Origin of the sequence: Kordiimonas pumila (assembly GCF_015240255.1) — a bacterium.
In the GTDB taxonomy this organism is placed as follows: Bacteria; Pseudomonadota; Alphaproteobacteria; order Sphingomonadales; family Kordiimonadaceae; genus Kordiimonas; species Kordiimonas pumila.
Map to the genome: position 1 here is coordinate 2,293,868 of NZ_CP061205.1, position 23,746 is coordinate 2,317,613.

Consider the following 23,746-nt stretch of genomic DNA (forward strand, 5'->3'; position numbering starts at 1 on the left):
ACTATGGCGGAGATCCTTTTTTTAGCTCACAGAATTCCATATCCCCCTAATAAGGGCGATAAAATACGGTCTTGGAACTTTCTGCATCATTTAACAAAGAAGCATAAAGTACACCTTGGCTTTTTTGTTGATGATAAAAAAGACCTTGAGCATATTTCTATGTTGGAAAACATTACTCAATCTTTGTGTTTCCAATATGTTTCACCCCTGCATCAAAAAATATTGAGTTTGTCAGGCATGTTAACCGGGCAACCTCTAACACTAGCTGCTTATCCACATAGTCATATGCAGCGATATGTGGATAGCCTCATAGCTAAAAAATCTCTTGATGCAGCTTTTGTTTTTTCTGCAGCCGTTGGGCAGTTTATACCTCAGAAATGTTCATTTCCTGTTCTTACTGATCTGGTGGATGCGGATTCTGAAAAATGGGCTGCTTATGCTGATAAGGCTAAATGGCCTTTATCCTATATATACTCGAGAGAGGCTAAAACCTTGGGGGCCTATGAACTGAAACTAATTCAACGTTCTGAGCGCACTTTTTTGGTGAGTGAGCAAGAGGCAAATATGCTTCGCCCTGTTGCAGGTGTTCATAAAGAGAAGGTAATTGCCCTCAAAAATGGTGTGGATCTCTCGCAGTTTGACCCATCCAAATATACTTCAAACCCTGATGAAAACCTGATCATATTTAGTGGGGCAATGAACTATCAGCCTAATATTGAAGCGGTTGAATGGTTTTGCAATGATGTTTGGCCGCTCGTTCAGGATGCTATACCGACGGCCAAATTTCGGATTGCTGGGGGGCCTCATCATAAAAGGGTTGATGCACTTGCCACCATCAATGGGGTTGAGGTTACAGGATATGTTGATGACATGGCATCTGAAATAGCAAAGGCCTGTGTTGCTGTGGCGCCGTTACAAACGGCACGGGGTGTGCAAAATAAAGTATTAGAAGCAATGGCGATGGCCAAAAGTGTTGTGGCAACATCATGTGCGAATGAGGGCATAGAGGCTGATGAAGGCAATACCATATGGGTTACGGATGATCCATCGGAGTTTTCAACGCGTTTAATTGCACTCCTTAACGATAAAGCTCTTGCCAAAAAGATAGGTACTGCAGCTCGGGAATTTGTTACAAAAAACTTTTCTTGGGAAAGCAGTTGTAAAGAACTTGATGGGTATGTGCAGGAAATATTATGAAAATGTTCTCCTACCATATTCTAGGCAAATTGTTTGTAACACTTATTGCTCTAACACTGGTCACTTATGTTTGGTTTGACCCTGTTCAACACCTTTTTTATCTGATTACCAATGTTGACATATTTTCTCATGGGCAGGTAATTCCCTTCGTTTCTATGGCCTTGGTGTGGAGTAGACGCGATATCTTAAAAAGCGTTCCGGCGTTTTACTGGTGGCCCGGCCTGATTATCACAGCGTCCGTTATGGTGGTCCAGTTCCTTGCTGTGGCAATTGATATTAAGATTTTGCAACATGTTAGCTATATTCTATGCATACAAGCCATTATTCTCACCGTTTTTGGGCCTTATGTATTTAGGGCGATCCTTTTTCCTGTTGCGTTTCTTATATTGATTGTGCCTTTTGGCAGTGCCCTTGTGCCTGTCATGCAGTACATCACCGCAGATATGGTTATAAACATGCTGTCTGTAATGGGGGTGGCAAATTCCTCTGATGGTGTTTTGATAACTTTATCAAGCGGTTTGTATGAAGTTGCACAGGCGTGTGCGGGTATCAAATTTCTGTTTACCAGTATGGTTACTGGCGTTTTATTGGCCCATCTTGCATACGACAGCTGGTTTAAGCGTGTTTTGTTGGTTCTAGCTTCTGCGGCGATACCGATTTTTGCTAATGCTTTTAGAGTGTTAGGGATTTTATTAATTGCGGAAGCTACAGATCAGTCTTTTGCGCGTGGCATCGATCATATCGTTTATGGCTGGGGCTTTTTGTCCTTTGTATTATTGATACTGATTGCTGTTGCTTATAAATTTTCAGATAAAAAAGCGTTTGAAAATGACATGGCTGTCGAGCCTGTATCAGTGCATCATATATCCAGAAAACAGGGTATTGCCGTTGCTGTGACAGTGTGTTTGTTACCATTGTTTTTCTGGACTATTTCCCCAAAACGGTATCTGAGTGCTTTGGATGTGGGTATGCTTCAGGCACCAACATGTGATGATTGTGGTATTCGCCTTTTAGATATTGATACAAAAGGGGAAAAAGCACCTTTTGAGAATGCTGATGAAACTTTTTCAGCGCGCTACCGAATTGGTGCTGATTACGTTTTTATAGATACGGCTCTTTATTGCCCTGTGCGAACAGAAAAGCCTATGCTGTTTAAGCTGCCGCGCACAGAAGATAACTGGACAAGTTTGCCCGGGGTTGGGCCTGGTAATTTTTCAGTTGCAGGGTGGGACTTTGAAGAAAGACATTATACCGGCTTTCGTGCTAACAAAGTGCTCTGGACCAGTTATTATATTGCAGGTAAAGGTATGAACTCCGGCCTTAATATTAAGCTTGCATCTGCAAAAGAAAAACTGCTGTACGGAAAAACCGCAGGTGCTTTGCTGACAATTACCATCCCGGTATATGAGGGTGCACCCCCTGCCGAGGTTTTGCTGAAAAGGTTCTTGTCAACATTTGCGCCGGAAGACTTTCTCTGGAATGAAATTAAGCCCTCAGAAACAGGAAAAATTTTATGTGTGGCATAGCTGGCATGATGGTACCTGAGACTATGGAACTACCTCAGCAGGTGCTGAGGACCATGACTAATGCCATTAGCCACCGAGGCCCTGACGGAGATGGTTTTTATTATGGCAAGACAGTTGGCTTAGGTCACCGAAGACTGAGTATCATTGATCTTGAAGGCGGTGCCCAGCCTATGTATTCGGCTGATGGGCAAGTTATTATCAGTTTTAACGGTGAAATATATAATTATCAGGCATTAAGGCGTGAATTGGAAAGTCTTGGCCATCATTTTACAAGCAAGTCTGATACGGAGGTCTTATTACAAGCCTATCTGGAATGGGACCGAGATTGTGTTACACGTCTGCGTGGGATGTTTGCTTTTGGTATTTGGGATAACCGTAAGCAGGAGTTATTTTTAGCACGCGATCGGCTTGGTATTAAGCCTTTGTATTATACAACAGTATCCGATGGGACTTTTGTCTTTGGTTCTGAATTAAAGGCAATACTTGAGCACCCTGCCTGCCGTAGAAAATTGCGTATAGACGCCCTTGAAGATTATTTGGCACTTGGCTATGTACCTGACCCCAAGTCATTGGTTGCAGGTGTTTGTACGTTGCCGCCAGCATGTACAATGATCAAGCGTCAAGGCCAAACGAAGGATGATATTAGAGAATACTGGTCACCAGATATTACAGGGGGGTCTGGGGTTGTTACTGATGCATCGGAATTACTTGGCCGGTTGGAGGAAGCCGTTAAATTACGGATGATAGCGGACGTGCCTTTAGGCGCATTTCTCTCTGGAGGGGTAGATTCTTCAGCTGTTGTGGGTCTCATGAGCAAAAACAGCACATCTCCGGTGGAAACATGTGCTATTGGCTCTGAGGATATTGAATATGATGAAAGTGGTTATGCCGAGAGGGTCGCTAACCATTTTAAAACCCATCACAGATTAAGGTTTTCCTCGGCGGAGGACGGCGGCTTAATACGCACAATGGCCAAAGTATATGATGACCCATTTGCTGATCTTTCAGCCTTTCCTACTTATAAGGTTTGCGCGTTGGCGCGTGAAAAGGTGATAGTGGCATTATCTGGTGATGGTGGTGACGAGCTATTTGCAGGATACCGCCGATACAAGTTTCATATGATGGAAGAAAAGCTGCGGAAAACTATACCTCTTAGTCTGCGCCGCATCATTTTTGGGCCGCTTGCAAAGCTTTACCCTAAGCTTGATTATGCACCGCAGTTTTTGCGAGCGAAGTCAACGTTTGAAGCCTTATCCCGTTCATCTGCCGAAGCTTACTTTCAAACAGTGAGTAAAACACCTGACCGTGACAGAGTGAGACTGCATACAGAAAAAATGCGTGGTTATTTAGATGGTTATCATCCACACGAGCGGTTTAAGGAGTTAGCGAAGGAGGTCGAGGGAGCGGATCCTTTATCAACTATTCAGTATATTGATTTAAAAACCTATTTACCCGGTGATATTCTTACGAAAGTTGATCGGGCAAGTATGGCTCATTCACTTGAGGTTCGTGTGCCGATCCTGGATCATAAGTTTATTGAGTATGGCTTACGCCTACCGGCTTCAGACAGGATAATGGACGGTGAAGGCAAGGCAGTTTTCAAGAAAGCTCTTGAAGGTTTTTTGCCGGATGAAATATTATACCGTCAGAAAAAGGGCTTTATTGTACCCGTGGTTAACTGGCTTCGTAATGAACTTATACCCGAGTTGGAAAAATTAAAAGCGAGTGAAATTCTGTTTGATACAGGCCTTATTGACCAACAAAATGTTTGTATACTCATTGATGAGCATGTCAGCGGTAGAAGAGATCATCATATGACATTATGGTCATTGTTGATGTTAAATGCATCCCTTGAAAACCTTCAGTTAAGTCTGTAGCGGAAGGTACTGCAGACTTAACAATGAGATTTTACTTTTTGTTATCAAGCGCGTAGCCCGCAGAGCGCACAGTGCGGATATAATCACTCATATCGCCTTCGTTGATAGCTTTCCTAAGCCGGCGAATATGAACATCAACAGTTCTAGGTTCGACATAAACATCGCGGCCCCATACTGCATCTAAAAGCTGTTCGCGAGAAAACACCCGGCCGGGGTTCTCCATGAAGTGCCTCAAAAGCCTATATTCCGTTGGGCCCAAGTGGATCACTGCGTCACCGCGACTTACACGGTGCGATACGTTATCAAGGCTTATGTCCTCAAACGTCAGTTCGTGTCCTGCAAGGGCAGGGCGAACACGGCGTAGTACAGCTTGTATACGCACAACAAGCTCTTTAGGAGAGAAAGGTTTTACAATGTAATCATCTGCACCAGTTTCTAGGCCTCTAATGCGGTCTGGTTCATCAGCCCGGGCAGTTAGCATAATAATGGGTACATTCTGTGTGCTTGAATTGCGACGAAGTTGACGGCAAATCTCTAAGCCTGACAGGTTTGGAAGCATCCAATCCAATAATATGACATCTGGTGTTTCTGATGTTGCGTGATAGAGGCCTTCTTCTCCATCTGCGATGCAGTCAACAAGATAGCCTGCACGTTCAAGGTTATATCGAACCAGTTCGGTGATGTTTTCATCATCTTCAACAAGTAAAATTCGAGTCTTCACTTTTATATCCTTTGCTCGAAAGGCGTTTTATACAGCTACTGAATAACTTCTGTACTGGTTTTATCATTCTTCGGACGCCTTGCATCCTCTAGCATGATGCCAGTTATTGTATAGTAAATTTGTTCTGCAATATTTGTGGCCTGATCCCCAATGCGTTCAAGGTTTTTGGCAATCATGAGGTAGTGCGTATAAGCGTTAATATACTCAGGCATTTCCATCATACGTGCGAGAATTTGCCGAAAAGCAGCATTATGCATATTGTCCAAAGTTTCGTCGCGCTCCCATACTTCCATGGCGGCGTCAGCATCGCGGTGAACATAGGCGTCCATTACATCTTGTATCATATGATGTGCGGCTTCAGCCATGGCATCGAGCGTTTGCGGCATAACAACCGGCTTGCCGTCAGTTATAGCAAGAGTACGTTTGGCAATGTTTTTGGCGTAATCGCCCATACGTTCAATAAGGGTAGTCATTTTAAGCGCTGATACTACTTCCCTAAGGTCGTCAGCAACAGGTGCCCTGCGGGCAAAAACACCTATAGCTGCTCGTTCAGCAGTAATTTCAAGCTTGTCCAGTTCCTTGTCTGCTTCCCGAACCCTATTGGATTCAGCACGATCAAGCTCTTTTAATGCTGTCATGGCAGCGATTAACTGATCAGCAGCCATGCCGCCCATGCGGCTAACAATGCTGCGGAGTTCCTTTAGTTCGTCGTCATACGCGGATAAAGTATGTTCTGACATGCTATTCTTTTCCTTTACCCAAACCGGCCAGTGATATAGTCACGGGTCCGTTCTTTTTTAGGGGATGTAAAAATCTCTGTTGTGTCGCCATGCTCAACAAGATCACCCATGTGAAAGAATGCTGTCTTTTGTGAAATACGGGCTGCTTGCTGCATACTGTGTGTCACAATTATAATAGCATACCTACCTTTAAGTTCATCAATCAGGTTTTCAACTTTTGCTGTTGCGATTGGGTCAAGCGCAGAACAGGGTTCATCCATTAAGATAACCTCAGGGTTAACGGCAATAGCGCGCGCAATACATAACCGCTGCTGTTGGCCGCCAGAAAGGGCAGTTCCTGGTGCATCGAGCCGGTCTTTAACTTCATTCCATAGGCCTGCTTTTTCAAGCGCTGTGGTAACAATTTCATCAAGATCAGTTCTATTGTTTGACAGGCCGTGAATGCGAGGCCCGTAAGCAATATTATCATATATAGATTTAGGGAAGGGATTTGGCTTCTGAAATACCATACCAACTCTTGCGCGAAGCTGAACAACATCAATCTTTGATGCGTAAATGTCATCGCCGTCAAGAGATATTGAGCCTTCTACACGGCAACTGGCGACAGTATCGTTCATACGGTTCAAGCACCGCAAGAAGGTTGATTTACCGCATCCGGATGGGCCAATTAGAGCTGTAACTTCATCTCTAAATAAATCCAGAGAGATATTATGGATCGCGTGATTATCGCCATAATAAACATTTACGCCCTTAGCAGACATTTTAGGGGTGCGTTGTTCTGTCATTGAATCATACTCAGGTGAGGATTTAAACATTTCTACCACTGTTGCTCAAATTTTTGCCGTAACCAGATGGCTAGGCCGTTCATTGCAATAAGGAAAGCCAGCAACACCATAATAGCTGCTGAAGTTTTCTCAACAAAAGCCCGTTCAGGGCTATCTGCCCATAGGTATATTTGAACGGGCAAGGCGGTTGCAGCATCGGTTATTCCGCCGGGTATATCAACAATGAAAGCTACCATGCCTATCATCAATAGCGGTGCTGTTTCACCGAGTGCTTGTGCCATACCAATAATGGTTCCGGTTAGAATGCCAGGCATGGCCAGTGGCACAACATTATGAAAGACAACTTGCATTGGTGAAGCCCCAAGACCGCGGGCTGCGTCGCGAATGGAGGGCGGAACGGCTTTGATCGATGCCCTTGCAGCAATAATGATAGTTGGCAACGTCATTAAAGCCAGTGTAAGTCCACCAACAAGTGGAGCAGAGCGAGGAAGGTTCATGAAGCCGAGGAAAACTGCTAGCCCTAATAAACCAAACACAATCGAAGGTACTGCAGCCAAGTTATTGATATTCACTTCAATTAAATCAGTTAACCGGTTTTTAGGGGCAAACTCTTCTAGATATATAGCGCTTAAAACACCGACAGGGAAAGCAATAGCAAGTGTTACAAGGAGGGTAAGGGCTGAACCAACAGCGGCCCCCCAAATTCCTGCAAGCTCAGGTTCCCGAGAATCACCCTGAGTGAAAAAGCGAGTATGGAAATTCAGTGACACCCGGCCTTCAGAATCCAATTTGTCTAGCCAGATTATCTCATCATCTTTAACTTTACGGTTCGCCTCAACAATAGTGGTGTCAGTATTTCCTTTAACCACCTGATCTACATCATCAGACGCAAGCAAAGAAACCTGCCTAGTGGTGCCAATATAATTGGGGTTTTCCAAAATTTCGTTGCGCAGTTGTTCGCGTGCGCCTGTACTAATCAGTTTCAGCAGCTTTCTTTTATCGCGTTTGTTTGTGACTTCAGGAAAGTGATGAGACATTGCAGCTTGAACAAGCAGAAGCATATTCGTTTTCTTGACACGTTCCTGAAAAGCTTCAATACCAATTTCACGCGGGTTACCAAGTGTTTTCTCATCAAAGGTTATATCCAGAACAATGCTGGTTTGGAGAAAACCTTTCATGCCATCTGTGACAATATTACCTAAAAGGGTAACCAGAAATAAACCCGCTATAATAACGGCAGACAGACCACAAATACGGAATGTTTTTTCCCGTTTGTACCGACGTTTAATACGCTTCGCCATCTCTGGTGATGTCCAGTCAGTCGGTTGAAATTTTTCTGTTTCAGACATGGTTTTATTACTCGTATGCTTCGCGGTATTTTCTAACAACGCGTAGGGCAAAGATATTAAGGCACATTGTGATAACAAACAGGGTTAGACCAAGTGCAAATGCTGAGAGCGTTTTGGCACTGTCAAACTCTTGGTCACCTGTTAAAAGCGCTACAATTTGCACTGTAACTGTTGTTACTGCTTCAAAGGGGTTAGCAGTAAGGTTTGGCTGCATGCCCGCTGCCATAACAACAATCATCGTCTCACCTACGGCACGACTGATTGCAAGTAGGAAGGCACCGACAATGCCGGGTAGTGCTGCGGGTAAAAGCACCTTTATAATTGTCTCTGATTTTGTGGCGCCTAGTGCTAAAGACCCGTCTTTGAGGGAGTTCGGTACTGCTGTAATTGCATCATCTGATAATGATGAAACAAATGGAATAATCATTATACCCATCACGAAACCTGCAGCAAGTGCGCTTTCACTGGCGATGTGAATGCCGAAAAAATCGCCTGTATCTCTAAAAAGTGGTGCAATGGTGAGGGCTGCAAAAAAACCATAAACCACTGTTGGCACACCAGCGAGAATTTCAAGCATAGGCTTTACAATTTTGCGTACCCTTTCACTTGCATACTGTGTCATATAAATTGCTGAAAACAGCCCTACAGGCCCAGCTATAAGCATAGCGAGAAGACTGATTAAAAACGTGCCGGCAAATAGGGGCACAGCACCAAAGGCACCGGAAGATCCCACTTGGTCAGCGCGTAGGGCAATCTGTGGGCTCCATTTAAGACCAAATAGAAATTCTGTAAGAGGAACTTCTTTAAAGAAGCGCACGCTTTCAAAAAACAATGAAATGATAATGCCGAGTGTAGTGAAAATAGCGATGGCAGAACTAGCAATCAGGAAGGCAGTCATTACTTTTTCAAAGCGATTTCTTGCACGAAAGTCAGCGTGCGCTCTATTCAGTGCAAAGAACAAACCTAGTAAGCCAGCAGCAAGAGATAAACTAAACGCCGCCCATATACCTTTCAAGTAAAGCGCATGGTAATGGGATGCAGCGGCTAAAATGTCAGGGTTTGATTCTAGATTAGCACCATTCTCTATTACCAGCCGTATACGGTTAATAATGAGTGTTGCATGCTCTCTATATTGCTCGGTTATCCCTTCCGGCAAACCTGCAATCATGATGCTTTCAAGAATGTCCTGGCCAAATATAATCCAGAGGATGAACACCAATAAAGAAGGCAAAAGCACACAGCTAGCTGCAAAATATCCATAGTGCCTTGGAAGTGAATGTAGCTTGGATGTATCACCGTCAACAGAAGCAAGTGCTTTCTGCCGGACAATTGCGAAGGCCAGCAGGGCCAGTACAGAAACAATAACAAATATTACGGAGCTAGTCATGGCGGCCTATATGTTACAATTATCACTAACAGTGTTTTTTAGTACAGGTGCTAGGGGTAGTTTGTGTTTACCCCTAGCATGTATTTATTAGTCGAGAGTCAGAGGCTTCAACGTTTCAGCTGCGTGCTTTACTTCTTCCTGTTCTTCACTGGAAAGAGGGATAAGGCCGCGATCCGATAAATACCCTAGGTCACCGATTGCTTTATCACTGGTGAACTCTGCAAGATATTCTTCAATGCCTGGAATAACACCAATGTGAGCTTTCTTAACATAGAAGAATAGAGAGCGTGATATTGGGTATGCACCATCGGAAATCGCTTCAAAAGTCGGCTCTTGTGGTTCGTCACCAACATGTTTAGCAACAGGGAAAGCAATAATCACGTCAGCATTTTGGTCAAGAAAGCTGAAACCAAAGACACCAACTGCTTTATCATCGGCTTGTAGCTTTTGAACAATAAGGTTGTCGTTTTCACCAGCTTCAACATAAGCACCGTCTTCACGAATGCTGAGGCAAACAGCTTTATATGTTTTAGGCTCAGTTTTCTTGAGGGCTGCATTACCTGAGAATGAATCACAGCCTGCTTCAATTGCTAGCTCATTAAAGGCATCGCGGGTCCCTGATGTTGGAGGAGGGCCAAGCACAACAATGGGTTTATTTGGAAGGGAAGGGTTAACTTCATTCCAGTTTTTGTATGGGTTGTCTATAATGTGATCAAGACCACCCTCTGTGCCTTTTTCAGGCACCTTAGCGGCAAGAGCCAAATACAGGTCTTTTAAGGTTAATGTCATTGGCTCCGCATTTTTTGATGCGGCAATAACAATACCGTCATATCCAATTTTTACTTCTATGATGTCTGATACACCATTACTCGCGCATAGCTCTACTTCAGATTTTTTAATTCGGCGCGAAGAGTTGGTAATATCTGGGTGGCTCGTGCCGATGCCTGCGCAAAAAAGTTTCAGGCCGCCGCCGGAACCTGTTGATTCAACAATTGGCGTTTTAAAAGATGATGTGCGCCCAAACTCTTCTGCCACGGCTGTGGAAAATGGGAATACAGTAGAAGAGCCAACAATGCGGATTTGATCGCGTGATTGTGCTTCAGCGTTTTGTGAAGTGAAGGATACTGTGCCTATAAGGGCAGCAAGAAGTGCTAACTTTTTCATTCTGGTCCTCTCCAACCCGCATTTTTTGCGGAAGATTTGGTTCGTTATCAAGAAACACATCTAAAATTAGATTTTATATATGTGATCTTCATGTGACCGATACAGCTTGAATGTTACAAGTTAATGACAGTCGCTTAGTGTTAATTATTTCACTTTCGTGACATCACTGGGGGCCGTGTTTCGTGAAACCGGCAATTTGAAGCTGAAGACGGTACCTTGGCCGATTTTACTTTTGATGTCTAGCTGTGAACCATGTCGCAAAAGTATGTGTTTTACAATAGCAAGTCCAAGCCCTGTACCCCCCATTTTTCGCGACCGGGCAGTATCCACACGGTAAAAGCGTTCTGTGAGTCTGCCTAAATGTTCCATCGCTATTCCAGGGCCTTCATCACGCACAGAAAGAATGACGCTTTTACCGGTATGTGCAAGAGTGGCGCTCACATGAATATTGGTGTCTTGATCTGCATACTTTGCAGCATTCCCAATGAGGTTGACAAAAACCTGTGTGATTTGGTCACTGTCAGCGACAACGCGGGGCAAATTATCTTCCATATTTGAGATAAATTTAATACCACGTTTGCTAGCGCGTGTTGAAAAGGTTGTTATTGTACTGTTAATAACAGTTTGTACATCAATAGTGCTTTCTGGCGTGATGTGGCGTGTCATTTCAATTTGTGACAATGATAATAAATCATCAATCAGGCGTATCATTCTATCGGCTTCACTTGACATAATGTCCAGAAAACGCTGCTGCGCCTCAATGTCGTCGCGTGCTGGCCCTTGAAGGGTTTCTATGAAGCCGGTAATGGATGTAAGGGGGGTTCTTAGCTCATGGCTGGCATTGGCTACAAAATCTACCCGCATTTGCTCTGTACGTAACAAGCTTGTGACTTCATAAAAGAACACCAGTGCCTGTATTGGTTCAGCGGCGTTTGCTTCCGTGTTTGTGACAGGTCCCAGTGTTAAATCAAAGCTACGACCATGGCTGTTGGTGTAACGAATTGTACCATTATGGGCTGGATCTCCAGCAAGGACTTTGTCCAGAGCTGTAACAAAACTTGACTGGCGCAAATAAAGGAAAACGTCATTTGTTACAATTTCATGACCAAGGAGGGTTAGTGCGGCATCGTTAGCAAAGGTAATAGTATGGTTGTCATCAACCAATACTATAGGGGAGGGTAAGCCGTTTAAGGCATTAGCGCGTAAGGACTGAACCCCTTGTTCATTAGTAATACGACGTTCTTGAGCGACAGACCGTCTGATTTTTAGTTCCTCAATGCGGTTATTAACTTCTAACTGTAATAAAAGAGCGGCGGCACTACCTGCTATAACAAAAAAGCTTATAAATGTCAGTTGGTTAACCGACCATAGCACTGCAATCACAGCAATGATAACTATGAGAATACCTTTTTCTGTTACAAGGGTTTTATAGTCTTTTAAAGGTGAACTCATAGGGTTAAACTGCGTATAATATTACTGTTGAAAATGTGGTGAAGTAGAAACTACTGTATAGAACTCAAGCTTTAATAGTAGCGCTGTCATTTAAGATGAAAAATGTTTCATTTTTATGAATTATATATGTCACCAATCAATTCAGGCTTAATTCAATACAAAAGTGTGCCAAAAACGATTACTGGATAAAAGATCCTAGACCTAAAGCATAATAATCTGTAAAATTGGAATAAATATGTTTATACATATAGTGTAAAGTAGATGATCTACTCTATGCTTATTATTATTCCAGTGTCTTAGTGAGGCCATATGCAAGACCCAATACAGCAGCCACATGACCATAATAGGGCGTTTAGAGCTAAACGACGCCAATTGCTGCGAATGGGCGCGGCAGGTATGCCTATGGTGCTGACGCTTCGCGCTAGTGCCTCTGAAGCTATTATATCTCAGCTACGCTGTATGTTTACTATCCCTAGTAATCTGAAGATTTTGGTAGATAGTGAAGGCCAGGCTTGGGTGGGCGATGCCAGTATCCAGCAAGGCGCAAATGGCATGTTTGTGTCAGATGTGCAGTCTTTCAAAGATGGTGCAGATTATGTGTTCCCTGCGGGCAGTGTTCCTGAAAGTTACCGTCCTGATGCTTGCTCCAGTAACAGTAATCAATGCGGCGATGACGATGGCTGGGGTTGGGGTGACGATGACGATGATGGTGGTAGTAACGGTCACGGACATGGTCATGGCAGTAATTCATTAACCTATGAATATGCCGCATCTGGTAGTGATGAGCACGGCTATTATGCTGCTGATAATATGGGGCGTACATATGGCGGTAGTCACGGAAACGGAAACGGCAATGGCCACGGCAATGGCAATAGCGGTGACGATGATGATGATAGTGGCCATGGTTCTGGAGATGACGATTGTGGTGAAAGTGAGTGGGTAGACTGCGGTTATACGCTTTATACTTATGGGTCCAATCACTCTATTTCGGTTGCTGACTATGTGAATGACCAAGGTAACTGGACACTTTCTGGTGACGATGGTCTCTTTCTTACACTTTCCATGATTTATGCAGACAGCTATGGTGGTGCTGGATCGTGGCCGGGAATATCCTGTATCGTTTCTGTTCTTACATACCTAGGGCAGTAAAACTGGTAACTAGCAGCAAGGGGCCAGCATAAGCTATGGCAGCAGGACCAGTTGATTCCAGTTTTTTATGGGTCGCAGATGCGGCCCATATTTCTAACCGGCAGTTTGAAGATGTTTTTCTGGTTTTTAATAAACTGTCTGGCGATACTCACATTTTGAACTTCTTATCCGCCGCTATACTTGATTTTTTAAGTGATGAGAAAATGCAGGTAGCTGATCTGGCTGCCCGTATTTGGTTGGAATTAGAGCTTGACCAAGAGGACTGTCCTGTAAGCCTGATTGAAACTACACTTGCAGAGTTAGACACAACGGGGCTGGTTACACCTGTAACTGGAGCGCGCGATGATTGAGTTTCGGCGAGCACGCGATTTTTCTCGTGATGAAATTCTCGGTGCTATGAAGCAAGGCACGCTTGAAATGTCGCTTGGTCCTTTTACGACACTTGTTAAAGCAAACAGTCCGTCACTGCTTGAGTTTTTTTACGATGCATACCGTGATGTACCTGTTCGGCTGGTGATGCAGGATGTTACAGATATAACGCTTGAGATGCGTGCGCCCACTATAGTGCGGCGGTATATTCGTAAGCAAATTATCCCTGACCCAGGCTTTCAGGTGCCCGCTATTCCGCTGCCGGAAAGTATGGCTGCCTTATCTTTTGAAATGGGCTTAAATCTTGCTGTAGCTTTAAAGTGTTGCCGCTATGTAACCTTTCATGCAGGTGTTGTTGCAGGGCCTAAAGGGGCTATCTTAATGTGTGCTGCATCTGGCGGTGGTAAAAGCACTCTTGTGTCTGCATTAATGGAGGAAGGATACAGGTTATATTCTGATGAATTTGGCCTCCTGAATTTGCAAACGGCAAAACTGCATGCTTACCCGCGACCAATTTCCCTAAAAGGGAGTTCCATCCCAATTGTGCGGGATATGTCTGGGCCTGACTGGATGACACCTGCCTTAACAGGCACTCCAAAGGGGCAGATTGCATACCGCCGGCCAAGGCCGGAAGATATTTTGAATGAAAACCCGGTTGCGGTTACTCGGTTAATATTTTTTCCACGTTTTCAGGAAGGCGCACGCCCCGCAGCTCGTAAAATGGCTAAATCAGAAGCTATTATGCGACTTATTCCAAGCTCGACAAATTATCACCTGCTTGGGGAAGAGGCCTTTACTGCCCTTGCTAATATGGTTGCTGGTGCTGAAGCCTATGAACTTGTGTACGGTAATACGCGGGATAGTTTGGTAATGGTGAAAGACTTGGCTGCAAAGGTGATGGTATGAGCGCGCAGTGGTTAAGGGTTATTGCCGGTAAAATGCCTTTACCTGATGATATGCTAGAACGATCAAAGCTGTTAAATTATGCTGATGGTCATCATGTTTTAGGCCAAATGGCTACAGTTTGGTTGAATGAAGCAACGGGCAAAACCCATGACGTAATGGAAAATGCTCTTTATAGGGCTCGCTTTGATCACAATATGCTGCAGTTTGAAATAAACCGCCTGCAAAGAGCTTTGTTGGGGAGTGATATAAAGGCGGTTCTGCTTAAAGGCGGTGCCTATGTAGCTTCCGACTTAAAGGCTGGCCGTGGCAGGCGCGTTAGTGACCTGGATATTCTTGTTGTAGAAGCTGATATTAAAAAAACCGAAAAGCTATTACTGGAAGCTGAATGGGCTTTTGATGAGACAACTGCTAATCCGTATGATCAGCAGTATTACCGAGAAAATATGCATGAGTTACCACCTTTAAGGCACACTAAAAGGCGCACTATATTAGATGTACATCATTGTTTGTTGCCTAAAACTGCTCGTGTTAAAATAAGATCCGAGTTGTTTTTTGATACTATAAAGCCATTTGCCAATACTGGCCTTTATACTTTTGATGAATTAGATACATTTATCCATTCGGCTATTCATTCATTTGCCGATGGCTCCTTTGATACACCAGCACGCAGCGTTTTGGAGCTATGGTATCTATTGCAAGATATTCCAGAGACCAAAGATGAAGCGTTATGGCACCGTGCACAAGCAACGGGCGCAGAAAAGCCTGTGAGCTATGCTTTATGGGCGGTTGGTGCTTTTCTTGATGAGGAACGAGCCAATGCTCTTTTAACGAGAAGTTCGGTTAAGCTTTCAGTGTTGGTGAGATGGTGTTTCAGGCAAAAGCTGGAAAAGCCTGATCAAGCATATTTTGCAAAGCTGGTTTTGTATATTCGCAGCCACTATATGCGAATGCCTATGGGCAAATTGGTCGGTCATTTAGCAGTAAAGCTATTTCGGCGTCTTAAAGGTCTAATAGACCAACAAGATCAGACAAAGACGTAATACAAGCATCAGGCCCAAGAGATAAAATAGGCTGGTCTGGGTAGCCATAATTTGCGGCAATAACCGGTATACCAGCTGCCTTAGCGCATAAAATATCCGGTGAGCTATCACCAACCATCACGGCAGGCCCCTTTATACCCATCAGTTTAATGGTTTCCTGCAAATGCCTAGGGTCAGGTTTTTTATAAGGGAAACTATCGCCCCCAGTGATTGCTTCAAAATAAGAGGAAAGGCCTAAGTCCCCCAGCAGTTGCTGTGCCAAACCTAAAGGTTTATTTGTGCATATAGCCATTTTAACCCCTGCACCTTGAAGGGTATTAAGCATTTCCGAACCGCCCGAAAACAAGCGGGAATGTACAGAGATGTGGTTGCTGTAATAGCTTAGAAACATGTCTTTATAGTCATGTGCGTTATACTTAGTTGTGTTGCCGGAGAGTTCCAAACCTGTTTCAATAAGCTTAATAGCACCAAAGCCTACATAAGGCCTAACCTGCTCAAGTGTAGCCGGAGCAATGTTCAGGCTTTTTAAAACATGGTTTGTTGCGGCATGCAGATCAACTGCTGTGTCAATTAAGGTACCATCCAAATCAAAAACCACTATTTTGGCAGGAAATTTAGTCATAAAGCAGCTGTATCCTTGAAGCTCACAAAAGCGCCCATACCTATTATCGGTCACTGTTTGAAAAGCAAGTTTATTTAAATTTTAGTAGCAGTAATAGGGCATTTTCTGTTGATATAACTTGCGTCTGACATTTTTGCATGATTTAAGGGTCCGCCGTAAGGCTACAGACCAAAAAAGATCATGTTTAGGTATGTGATGGAACTAGATTGAGGAACTGTGATGAGTGAATGGCGCCCCGATAGTTGGAAAAGCAAACCTGTAATACAGGTGCCAGAGTATCCTGACCAAAATATTGTAAAGCAAGTTGAGGAAGAGCTTTCAAGCTATCCTCCGCTGGTTTTTGCAGGTGAAGCACGAAACCTTAAAGCCAAATTGGCTGAGGTTGCTGAGGGCCGCGCATTTTTATTGCAGGGCGGTGACTGCGCTGAAAGCTTTGCTGAGTTTCATCCAAACAATATACGCGATACATTCCGTGTTATTCTGCAGATGGCGGTTGTGCTGACATATGCGGCCAGTTGTCCTGTTGTTAAGGTGGGTAGGCTTGCGGGTCAGTTTGCTAAGCCACGTTCTTCTAACACAGAAGTTATTGATGGTGTTGAGCTACCTAGTTATAGAGGCGATATTATCAACAGCATTAATTTTGATGCTGCCTCACGGATACCTGACCCAACCAGAATGCTGAAAGCTTACAGCCAGTCTGCTGCAACATTGAACCTGCTGCGTGCCTTTGCACAGGGTGGTTATGCAAACCTTATGTCTGTGCACCGCTGGAACCTTGATTTTGTTGAAAAAAGTGGTGCAGGGGAACAGTATCAAGCACTGGCTGACCGTATTGGCGAAGCTCTGAACTTTATGGAAGCATGCGGTATTAATGCGAACGCTGTACCTCAGTTGCAAGGTACAGACTTTTTTACATCGCACGAAGCGTTGTTGCTAGGTTATGAACAGGCGCTTACTCGCGTGGATTCTACTTCAGGTCAGTGGTATGATACTTCGGCTCATATGCTGTGGGTAGGAGATCGTACCCGGCAAACTGATGGTGCTCATCTTGAGTTTCTGCGCGGGATTGGTAACCCTGTTGCATCAAAAGTTGGTCCGTCAACAGACCCTGATGACCTCATTCGGTTGATCGATATTTTGAACCCGAAAAACGAAGCTGGTCGTTTAACGCTTATCTCTCGTTTTGGTGCAGACAAGGTCGAAGACTATCTGCCTCGCTTGTTGCGGCGGGTAAAAGAAGAGGGCCGTAAAGTTGTTTGGTCATGCGATCCAATGCACGGTAACACTGTTAAGGCGTCTGGCGACCTGAAAACACGGCCGTTTGAGCGCATTCTTGCCGAAGTGAAACAAGTATTTGCCTGCCATAAAGCAGAAGGTACTTATGCGGGCGGTATTCACCTTGAGCTAACTGGCCAGAATGTAACGGAATGTACAGGCGGTGCAATTGCTGTGACGGAAGATACTTTAGCATCGCGGTATCATACACACTGCGACCCGCGTTTGAATGCAAGCCAGGCAATTGAGCTAGCGTTCCAGTTAGCGGAAAGCCTGAAAGATGAGCGTGAATCCCTTGTTAAAAATGCAGCTGCCTAAAGCAAGGTGATATAAGATTGTAAGGGCGGCTTGTGTCGCCCTTTTCTTTGTCTTGTTCACATTGTGTTTGCGGGGTAAAAGTCCGTTATGAAAAATGATTTGTCCATATATCTGGTGCAATTTAACCCTAGTCTGGGGGCTGTTGCCGGGAACTGTGAAAAGATAGCGGCATACTACGGTTTGGCGTCTGCAGAGAATGTAGACCTTGTACTAACGCCAGAGCTTTCAATTACAGGGTACCCGCTTGAGGACTTAGTATTAAAGCCACACTTTGTGCAAGAGGCGATGCGTGCCATTCATGCTCTTGCTTCCATCACGGAAGGTGAAAATGAACCGGGCTTAATTGTGGGGTGTCCTTGGGATGATAATGGCACTTTAAGAAATGCTATTCTTTTACTCGCGGGCGGGATTGTTCAACAAGTCCGATATAAGCACGAACTGCCAAACTATGGTGTTTTTGATGAAAAGCGAGTTTTCGCTGCTGGCCCACTACCTGAACCTATAGTTTTTAAAGGCTTTAAGCTGGGGGTTATGATCTGCGAGGACATGTGGTTTGATGGCTGCACTTTAGCCTTGAAGAAAGCAGGGGCAGAAGTTTTGCTCGTCCCAACCTGTAGCCCGTTTGAAATGGATAAACAAATAGAGCGTCAAAAACATGCTTTAAAGCGTGTTGAAGAAAGTGGTTTGCCCCTTGTTTTCTGTAACCAGATATGTGGGCAAGATGAACTTGTTTTTGATGGTAGCAGCTTTGTAATAGCATCAGATTGCAATGTTGCTGTGCAAATGAAAAGCTGGGCAGAAGAAGCTTTTGTTGTGCGGTGGGAACGGCAGGGACATGTTCTTGCTCTCCTTAGTAGCTATAACGCACCTCGGCCAGATAGAATGGAAACCATTTACCAAGCGATGATGCTGGGGCTGCGGGATTATGTACTCAAAAACCGCTTTCCGGGTGTTCTTATTGGCCTTTCAGGCGGTATTGATAGTGCTTTAACCGCAGCAGTAGCTGTTGATGCACTGGGGGCTGATAAAGTTCACTGTGTTATGATGCCGTCACGCTATACGTCTGGGGAAAGCCTCTCTGACGCTGAAAAATGCGCGAAAGCCCTTGGGGTACGCTATGATACAATTGCTATAAAACCCGGTGTTGATGCATTTGATGATATGCTATCGAACGCTTTCACAGGTTTAAAGCCTGATACAACGGAAGAAAATATTCAGTCACGTCTTCGCGGCCTTATCCTGATGGCTCTTTCTAACAAGTTTGGCCATATGGTTGTAACAACAGGCAACAAGTCAGAGATGTCTGTAGGGTATGCAACCCTCTACGGTGATATGTGTGGCGGTTATAATGTGCTGAAAGATGTATATAAAACAGATGTTTTTGCCTTGTCTAGCTGGCGTAATAGTTCTGTCCCTGCCGGGGCCTTAGGCCCAGTAGGTGAAGTGATACCAGCGAACATTATTACAAAACCACCTTCTGCGGAATTGCGGGATGACCAGAAAGATGCAGATAGTTTGCCGCCTTATGAAGCGCTCGATGATATGCTATCGTGCCTTGTAGACAGGGAAATGTCAGTTGATGAAATTGTTGCGCGCGGGCATGAAAGATCAGAGGTTGCGCGCATAGAACACCTGCTGTACATCGCAGAATACAAAAGACGGCAAGCGCCGCCGGGCGTAAAGATTACACGTAAGAACTTTGGCAGGGACAGAAGATACCCAATCACCAATGGGTATCGAAGCGCCCGAAAGACCTAAACAATAGACAACACATCATCAGGCAATAAGTGCCAGGATAAATATTATGACTGTTAAAGTACGCTTCGCACCATCACCAACCGGTAAACTGCATGTGGGTAATATCAGAGCTGCTCTTGTTAACTGGCTTTTTGCTCAGCAACAGGGTGGGCAGTTTGTTTTGCGTATTGATGATACAGACCGTGAGCGCTCAACAGTTGAGAACGAAGAAGCAATTAAGGCTGATCTCACATGGCTTGGGCTTTTGTGGGCAGAAACTTTTCGCCAAAGCGATCGCTTCGAGCGCTATGACGCTATTGTTGCACAGTTAAAAGCAGATGGTCGTCTTTATCCATGCTTTGAAACCGCTGACGAGCTGGAAATGAAGCGTAAGATACAGATGGGCCGAGGGATGCCGCCTGTGTACGACAAGGCTGCCTTAAGTCTGACTTTGGAACAGATAGCTGCATATGAAGCTGAAGGCCGCCAGCCGCATTGGCGTTTTAAGCTTGAGGTTCCCTCCAGGGTTGAATGGAATGACTTGATTAGAGGTACTGTATCTATCGATATGGCTTCTGTATCAGACCCTATACTTATTCGGGAAGATGGCAGCTATCTCTATACGCTACCAAGCGTGGTTGATGATGTGGATTACGGTATAACACACATTGTACGCGGTGAAGATCATGTAACCAACTCTGCCGTACAGGCACAGATTTTTGAAGCTATCGGTGGCACTGTGCCAGAGATGGCACATTTTGCTCTCTTAACGGGTAAGGGCGGTGAGGGCCTTTCAAAACGACACGGCGCTATGTCTATCGCAGAATACCGGGATGAAGCCGGTCTAGAGCCTATGTCTATAGTATCTCTTTTGGCGCGGGTTGGCACAAGTGAGCCAATCGAAGCTTTCATAGAACCCAAAGGACTTATAGAGGGCTTTGACTTTGCAAAGTTTGGTCGTTCTACGGCTAAGCTCGACCTTGCTGACCTAGAGCTGTTGAATACAAAAATACTGCATATGCTGCCATATGATGCAGTGAAAGACAGATTACCGGGTCTTGATGCCGAGTTTTGGGCGATTATACAACCAAACCTCAAAAAGATTTCTGATGTTAGTGAGTGGCAAACTATTATTAATGGCCCAGTAACCCCAGTTATTGAAGATTCTGACCATATGGCTAAGGCACTTGCGTTATTGCCTGAGGGCAAACTGACAGCGGATAGCTGGTCAGAATGGACAACGGCTATAAAAGAACAAACCGGCATTAAGGGCAGGGCGCTTTTCATGCCGCTGCGTCAGGCCCTTACAGGCCAGGATCACGGCCCTGATATGGGCATGTTGCTGCCCTTAATAGGCCGTGAAAAAGTGGTGGCACGGCTGGAAGGTAAGGCCGCGTGACAGAGGTAAGGCTATATAATACGCTGGCGCGTGAGAAGCAGGTTTTTAAGCCGATAGACCCTTTAAATGTACGGATGTACGTTTGTGGCCCTACGGTTTATAATTACGCCCATATTGGTAATGCGAGACCTGTTGTTGTCTTTGATGTGTTGTTTCGTTTATTACGGCACCTCTACGGCACGGAACATGTTAAGTATGCCCGTAATATTACGGATATTGATGATAAGATAATGGCTGCAGCCGATGCTGAAGGTGTGGGCATTAAAGCTATCACACGCCGATATGCTGAGGCATATACGGCGAATATGGCGTCCCTTGGGGCCTTGACACCATCTGTTACGCCTAAGGCAACCGAGCATTTACCTGAGATGATTAAGATGGTGCAGAGCCTTATTGAACAGGGCCATGCTTATGAGGCGGAAGGGCATGTTATGTTTAATGTGCCTTCAATGGAAACATATGGTGCTCTTTCAAAACACGGGCGAGATGAACTGATTGCGGGTGCCAGAGTTGAAATCGCTCCTTATAAGCGCGATCCTGCAGATTTTGTACTGTGGAAGCCGTCAACAAAAAATCAGGTTGGTTGGGGTAGCCCTTGGGGTCGTGGAAGGCCAGGATGGCACCTTGAATGTTCCTGCATGATTGAAAAGCATTTGGGTGAAACCATTGATATTCACGGCGGTGGTCAAGATTTAATATTTCCACACCATGAGAATGAAATTGCTCAAAGTGAGTGCGCACACGGTAAACAGTTTGTTAAGTATTGGATGCATAACGGTTATTTGACTGTTGACGGCGAGAAAATGTCCAAATCACTCGGCAACTTTCACACAGTAGATGATCTTCTTAAAGATCATGAAGGAGAGGCTTTGCGGCTTTCGCTTTTAACGGCGCACTATAGGCAACCGATTGATTTTTCTATTGAAAGTGTTAACGAGCAAAAACGTCGCCTTGATCGCTGGTACAGGATAACAGACAATGTTGAGGCAGCATCTACCGTGCCAGAAACAGTAGTGAATGCTTTGAAAGATGACATTAACACCCCAAAAGCAATCGCAGCTCTTGACGAGCTTGCAGCGGATGAAACGGCTTCAGAGCTGAAAGCTGGCGCTCAGTTCCTTGGCTTTATAACACGCAGTGCTGCTGAGTGGTTTCAGGCCGGTATTGCAGGCGATATTTCACCGCTTGCTATTGATGCGATGATTGATGCTCGTAATCAAGCCCGCCGTGAGAGGGACTTTGCAGAGTCTGATAGAATCCGTGATGAGCTGCTCGGCCTTGGCATTGCACTGGAAGATACGCCAGAAGGCACTCTTTGGCGTAAGGCTGACTAAATGAGCAAAGGTTTCTTGCCCGCTATCGTACTTGTAAGGCCACAACTGGGCGAAAATATTGGTAAGACAGCACGGGCTATGTTGAATTTTGGTTTAACTGACCTTCGGCTTGTAGCCCCGAGAGATGGTTGGCCAAACCCTGATGCAGGCCCGTCTGCAGCTGGCGCGGGGCGTGTGATTGAGGCGGCGCGTGTATTTGAAACTGTTGAACAGGCCATTGCTGATTGCACGCACGTTTATGCTACAACAGTGAGAGACAGGGATATGCCTAAGCCGGTTGTGACGCCGTCTGAGGCCGCTGCACAAATCCACGGCCTTCAGAAAATGGGCAATCAGACCGCTATACTGTTTGGGCCAGAGCGGTCTGGCATGACAAATGATGATGTTGCTCTTGCAGATACGGTTTTAACGGTGCCAGTTAATTCTGAATATGGTAGCTTGAACTTGGCGCAGGCCGTGATACTGGTTGCATATGAGCTCTTTAAAACACATGATACTACACCTGTGCATCAGCCTGCACACCCAGAAGGACTGGCCACAAAAGCAGAAGTGGTCGGACTTATGGAGCACCTTGAGGCTGAATTAACAAAGTCTGGTTTTTTTAGAAGTAAAGACAGACAGGATAGTATGCGTCGAACCATCAGAAACTTAATCCAAAATGCGGGTTTCTGTTCACAGGAAGTTCAGACTATGCGGGGTATTGTAAAATCATTATCGCGGCGAAAGCCTGAATAGAGGCACTTTGCAGAGATTATATGCATTGTTATAGTAAACTATATAGACTGAGCCACCTAACACAGGAGAAGCTATGTTTTTCTCGGGACTGCTAATTGCTGCGGCCATGATGTTTCAAACAGATATTGATGATACTGGGACGGCCGTTGCGCGCCCGATGGGCAATGCTATTTTGGAACCGGACACTGGCAGTTATTATCAGGTTTTTGAGTTTTATGGTAGGCCCCCGTACACATGGGAGCATGCTAACCGTATGGTGAAAGGGTATCACTACCAAGGGCGAGAAGGACGATTAGCAGAAGTAAAATCAGGTAATACCCATTATTTTTTACTGGTTAATTTTCCAGATATCAGAACAAATCCTATGTGGATTGGCCTTCATGTTGAATGTAACGAAACTGCCGAGATTAAATGGCAGGATGGAAGTAGCCTTTCTGAGCAATCGTTCAGGGCATGGAATGACGGGACACCCAAAAATATTAGCCGTACCTGCCGCGAACATAAAGAAAGCGGTATGATACTACCGGTATTTTATCAGGCGCATGAACTTGGTGTGCGGTGGGAAGTGGCACAAGAAAAAGCTAATATGAAGTATATGATGGTAGAGTTTCCTGTGCCGACTGAAGCAGAGCAAGAAAAGACTGATACAGCAAAGCCGTGACAG

Annotated in this window: 21 protein-coding genes; 13 read left to right on the top strand and 8 right to left on the bottom strand. The window is 44.8% G+C overall.

Annotated features, from left to right (window positions below; all coding sequences use genetic code 11):
- Positions 1 to 3 precede the first annotated feature (3 nt).
- Genes ICL80_RS09980 through ICL80_RS09990 form a run of 3 tightly spaced genes read left to right on the top strand, consistent with a single transcriptional unit; the run spans position 4 to position 4,600 of the window.
- The gene (locus tag ICL80_RS09980; RefSeq protein WP_194211848.1) at positions 4 to 1,197 is read left to right on the top strand and encodes a TIGR03087 family PEP-CTERM/XrtA system glycosyltransferase; all 1,194 of its coding nucleotides are present in this window, start codon (positions 4 to 6) and stop codon (positions 1,195 to 1,197) included.
- Positions 1,194 to 2,723 (top strand): exosortase A, encoded by a 1,530-nt coding sequence (xrtA, locus tag ICL80_RS09985; protein ID WP_194211850.1) that lies wholly within the window; start codon positions 1,194 to 1,196, stop codon positions 2,721 to 2,723. The genes ICL80_RS09980 and xrtA overlap by 4 nt, the downstream gene beginning before the upstream one ends.
- Positions 2,711 to 4,600: an XrtA/PEP-CTERM system amidotransferase gene (locus tag ICL80_RS09990; protein WP_194211852.1), complete on the top strand. Its 1,890-nt coding sequence runs from the start codon at positions 2,711 to 2,713 to the stop codon at positions 4,598 to 4,600. The genes xrtA and ICL80_RS09990 overlap by 13 nt, the downstream gene beginning before the upstream one ends.
- A 31-nt stretch (positions 4,601 to 4,631) precedes the next feature.
- On the opposite strand, the gene phoB is transcribed toward ICL80_RS09990, so the two are convergent.
- From phoB to ICL80_RS10025, 7 genes are all read right to left on the bottom strand, one after another.
- Positions 4,632 to 5,321, bottom strand: coding sequence for a phosphate regulon transcriptional regulator PhoB (gene phoB / locus ICL80_RS09995; protein ID WP_194211854.1), 690 nt, complete (start codon positions 5,319 to 5,321; stop codon positions 4,632 to 4,634).
- Between the two features lie 35 nt (positions 5,322 to 5,356).
- The gene (gene phoU, locus ICL80_RS10000) at positions 5,357 to 6,061 is read right to left on the bottom strand and encodes a phosphate signaling complex protein PhoU (protein WP_194211856.1); all 705 of its coding nucleotides are present in this window, start codon (positions 6,059 to 6,061) and stop codon (positions 5,357 to 5,359) included.
- 14 nt (positions 6,062 to 6,075) lie between these two features.
- Positions 6,076 to 6,876, bottom strand: coding sequence for a phosphate ABC transporter ATP-binding protein PstB (pstB, locus tag ICL80_RS10005; protein ID WP_316242964.1), 801 nt, complete (start codon positions 6,874 to 6,876; stop codon positions 6,076 to 6,078).
- Positions 6,877 to 6,878: 2 nt separating this feature from the next.
- Positions 6,879 to 8,195: a phosphate ABC transporter permease PstA gene (gene pstA, locus ICL80_RS10010; RefSeq protein WP_194211858.1), complete on the bottom strand. Its 1,317-nt coding sequence runs from the start codon at positions 8,193 to 8,195 to the stop codon at positions 6,879 to 6,881.
- A 7-nt stretch (positions 8,196 to 8,202) separates the two neighbouring features.
- The gene (gene pstC / locus ICL80_RS10015; RefSeq protein ID WP_194211860.1) at positions 8,203 to 9,582 is read right to left on the bottom strand and encodes a phosphate ABC transporter permease subunit PstC; all 1,380 of its coding nucleotides are present in this window, start codon (positions 9,580 to 9,582) and stop codon (positions 8,203 to 8,205) included.
- Between the two features lie 87 nt (positions 9,583 to 9,669).
- On the bottom strand, positions 9,670 to 10,746 hold the full coding sequence (locus ICL80_RS10020) for a PstS family phosphate ABC transporter substrate-binding protein (protein ID WP_194211862.1): 1,077 nt from the start codon (positions 10,744 to 10,746) through the stop codon (positions 9,670 to 9,672).
- Positions 10,747 to 10,890: 144 nt separating this feature from the next.
- Complete coding sequence (locus ICL80_RS10025) at positions 10,891 to 12,198, bottom strand: sensor histidine kinase (protein ID WP_194211864.1); 1,308 nt, start codon at positions 12,196 to 12,198, stop codon at positions 10,891 to 10,893.
- Positions 12,199 to 12,507: 309 nt separating this feature from the next.
- Here ICL80_RS10025 and ICL80_RS10030 point away from each other — a divergent pair, with 309 nt between their 5' ends.
- From ICL80_RS10030 to ICL80_RS10045, 4 genes are read left to right on the top strand one after another with little or no spacing between them, the layout of a single operon-like run.
- Positions 12,508 to 13,347 (top strand): hypothetical protein, encoded by an 840-nt coding sequence (locus ICL80_RS10030; RefSeq protein WP_194211866.1) that lies wholly within the window; start codon positions 12,508 to 12,510, stop codon positions 13,345 to 13,347.
- A 35-nt stretch (positions 13,348 to 13,382) separates the two neighbouring features.
- Complete coding sequence (locus ICL80_RS10035) at positions 13,383 to 13,697, top strand: HPr-rel-A system PqqD family peptide chaperone (RefSeq protein ID WP_194211868.1); 315 nt, start codon at positions 13,383 to 13,385, stop codon at positions 13,695 to 13,697.
- The gene (locus ICL80_RS10040) at positions 13,690 to 14,622 is read left to right on the top strand and encodes an HprK-related kinase A (protein WP_194211870.1); all 933 of its coding nucleotides are present in this window, start codon (positions 13,690 to 13,692) and stop codon (positions 14,620 to 14,622) included. Before ICL80_RS10035 ends, ICL80_RS10040 begins: the two co-directional genes overlap by 8 nt.
- A complete protein-coding gene (locus ICL80_RS10045) occupies positions 14,619 to 15,662 on the top strand; it encodes a nucleotidyltransferase family protein (RefSeq protein WP_194211872.1) in 1,044 nt (347 codons plus the stop codon). Before ICL80_RS10040 ends, ICL80_RS10045 begins: the two co-directional genes overlap by 4 nt.
- Here ICL80_RS10045 and gph read toward each other — a convergent pair.
- Positions 15,622 to 16,284, bottom strand: a complete 663-nt coding sequence (gene gph / locus ICL80_RS10050) for a phosphoglycolate phosphatase (RefSeq protein ID WP_194211874.1) — start codon at positions 16,282 to 16,284, stop codon at positions 15,622 to 15,624. The genes ICL80_RS10045 and gph overlap by 41 nt on opposite strands.
- A 219-nt stretch (positions 16,285 to 16,503) precedes the next feature.
- On the opposite strand from gph, the gene ICL80_RS10055 reads away from it, so the two are divergent.
- From ICL80_RS10055 to ICL80_RS10080, 6 genes are all read left to right on the top strand, one after another.
- Positions 16,504 to 17,877: a class II 3-deoxy-7-phosphoheptulonate synthase gene (locus ICL80_RS10055; protein ID WP_194211876.1), complete on the top strand. Its 1,374-nt coding sequence runs from the start codon at positions 16,504 to 16,506 to the stop codon at positions 17,875 to 17,877.
- Positions 17,878 to 17,964: 87 nt separating this feature from the next.
- Positions 17,965 to 19,635, top strand: coding sequence for an NAD+ synthase (locus ICL80_RS10060; protein WP_194211879.1), 1,671 nt, complete (start codon positions 17,965 to 17,967; stop codon positions 19,633 to 19,635).
- A gap of 46 nt (positions 19,636 to 19,681) precedes the next feature.
- Entirely contained in the window at positions 19,682 to 21,013 is a 1,332-nt protein-coding gene (gene gltX, locus ICL80_RS10065; RefSeq protein WP_194211881.1) for a glutamate--tRNA ligase, read from the top strand.
- On the top strand, positions 21,010 to 22,347 hold the full coding sequence (cysS, locus tag ICL80_RS10070; RefSeq protein WP_194211883.1) for a cysteine--tRNA ligase: 1,338 nt from the start codon (positions 21,010 to 21,012) through the stop codon (positions 22,345 to 22,347). The genes gltX and cysS overlap by 4 nt, the downstream gene beginning before the upstream one ends.
- The gene (locus tag ICL80_RS10075; RefSeq protein WP_194211885.1) at positions 22,348 to 23,082 is read left to right on the top strand and encodes an RNA methyltransferase; all 735 of its coding nucleotides are present in this window, start codon (positions 22,348 to 22,350) and stop codon (positions 23,080 to 23,082) included.
- 73 nt (positions 23,083 to 23,155) lie between these two features.
- Entirely contained in the window at positions 23,156 to 23,743 is a 588-nt protein-coding gene (locus ICL80_RS10080) for a C-type lectin domain-containing protein (RefSeq protein ID WP_194211887.1), read from the top strand.
- Positions 23,744 to 23,746 lie beyond the last annotated feature (3 nt).

What these genes read in the sequence shown, in the direction of transcription:
- pstB (WP_316242964.1), bottom strand. Translation starts at nt 6,876, where the DNA reads ATGTTTAAATCCTCACCTGAGTATGATTCAATGACAGAACAACGCACC.
- ICL80_RS10075 (WP_194211885.1), top strand. Translation starts at nt 22,348, where the DNA reads ATGAGCAAAGGTTTCTTGCCCGCTATCGTACTTGTAAGGCCACAACTG.
- pstA (WP_194211858.1), bottom strand. Translation starts at nt 8,195, where the DNA reads ATGTCTGAAACAGAAAAATTTCAACCGACTGACTGGACATCACCAGAG.
- ICL80_RS10035 (WP_194211868.1), top strand. Translation starts at nt 13,383, where the DNA reads ATGGCAGCAGGACCAGTTGATTCCAGTTTTTTATGGGTCGCAGATGCG.
- ICL80_RS10025 (WP_194211864.1), bottom strand. Translation starts at nt 12,198, where the DNA reads ATGAGTTCACCTTTAAAAGACTATAAAACCCTTGTAACAGAAAAAGGT.
- gltX (WP_194211881.1), top strand. Translation starts at nt 19,682, where the DNA reads ATGACTGTTAAAGTACGCTTCGCACCATCACCAACCGGTAAACTGCAT.
- ICL80_RS09990 (WP_194211852.1), top strand. Translation starts at nt 2,711, where the DNA reads ATGTGTGGCATAGCTGGCATGATGGTACCTGAGACTATGGAACTACCT.
- xrtA (WP_194211850.1), top strand. Translation starts at nt 1,194, where the DNA reads ATGAAAATGTTCTCCTACCATATTCTAGGCAAATTGTTTGTAACACTT.
- ICL80_RS09980 (WP_194211848.1), top strand. Translation starts at nt 4, where the DNA reads ATGGCGGAGATCCTTTTTTTAGCTCACAGAATTCCATATCCCCCTAAT.
- ICL80_RS10040 (WP_194211870.1), top strand. Translation starts at nt 13,690, where the DNA reads ATGATTGAGTTTCGGCGAGCACGCGATTTTTCTCGTGATGAAATTCTC.
- ICL80_RS10020 (WP_194211862.1), bottom strand. Translation starts at nt 10,746, where the DNA reads ATGAAAAAGTTAGCACTTCTTGCTGCCCTTATAGGCACAGTATCCTTC.
- ICL80_RS10060 (WP_194211879.1), top strand. Translation starts at nt 17,965, where the DNA reads ATGAAAAATGATTTGTCCATATATCTGGTGCAATTTAACCCTAGTCTG.
- phoU (WP_194211856.1), bottom strand. Translation starts at nt 6,061, where the DNA reads ATGTCAGAACATACTTTATCCGCGTATGACGACGAACTAAAGGAACTC.
- ICL80_RS10080 (WP_194211887.1), top strand. Translation starts at nt 23,156, where the DNA reads ATGTTTTTCTCGGGACTGCTAATTGCTGCGGCCATGATGTTTCAAACA.
- ICL80_RS10045 (WP_194211872.1), top strand. Translation starts at nt 14,619, where the DNA reads ATGAGCGCGCAGTGGTTAAGGGTTATTGCCGGTAAAATGCCTTTACCT.
- pstC (WP_194211860.1), bottom strand. Translation starts at nt 9,582, where the DNA reads ATGACTAGCTCCGTAATATTTGTTATTGTTTCTGTACTGGCCCTGCTG.
- ICL80_RS10030 (WP_194211866.1), top strand. Translation starts at nt 12,508, where the DNA reads ATGCAAGACCCAATACAGCAGCCACATGACCATAATAGGGCGTTTAGA.
- gph (WP_194211874.1), bottom strand. Translation starts at nt 16,284, where the DNA reads ATGACTAAATTTCCTGCCAAAATAGTGGTTTTTGATTTGGATGGTACC.
- ICL80_RS10055 (WP_194211876.1), top strand. Translation starts at nt 16,504, where the DNA reads ATGAGTGAATGGCGCCCCGATAGTTGGAAAAGCAAACCTGTAATACAG.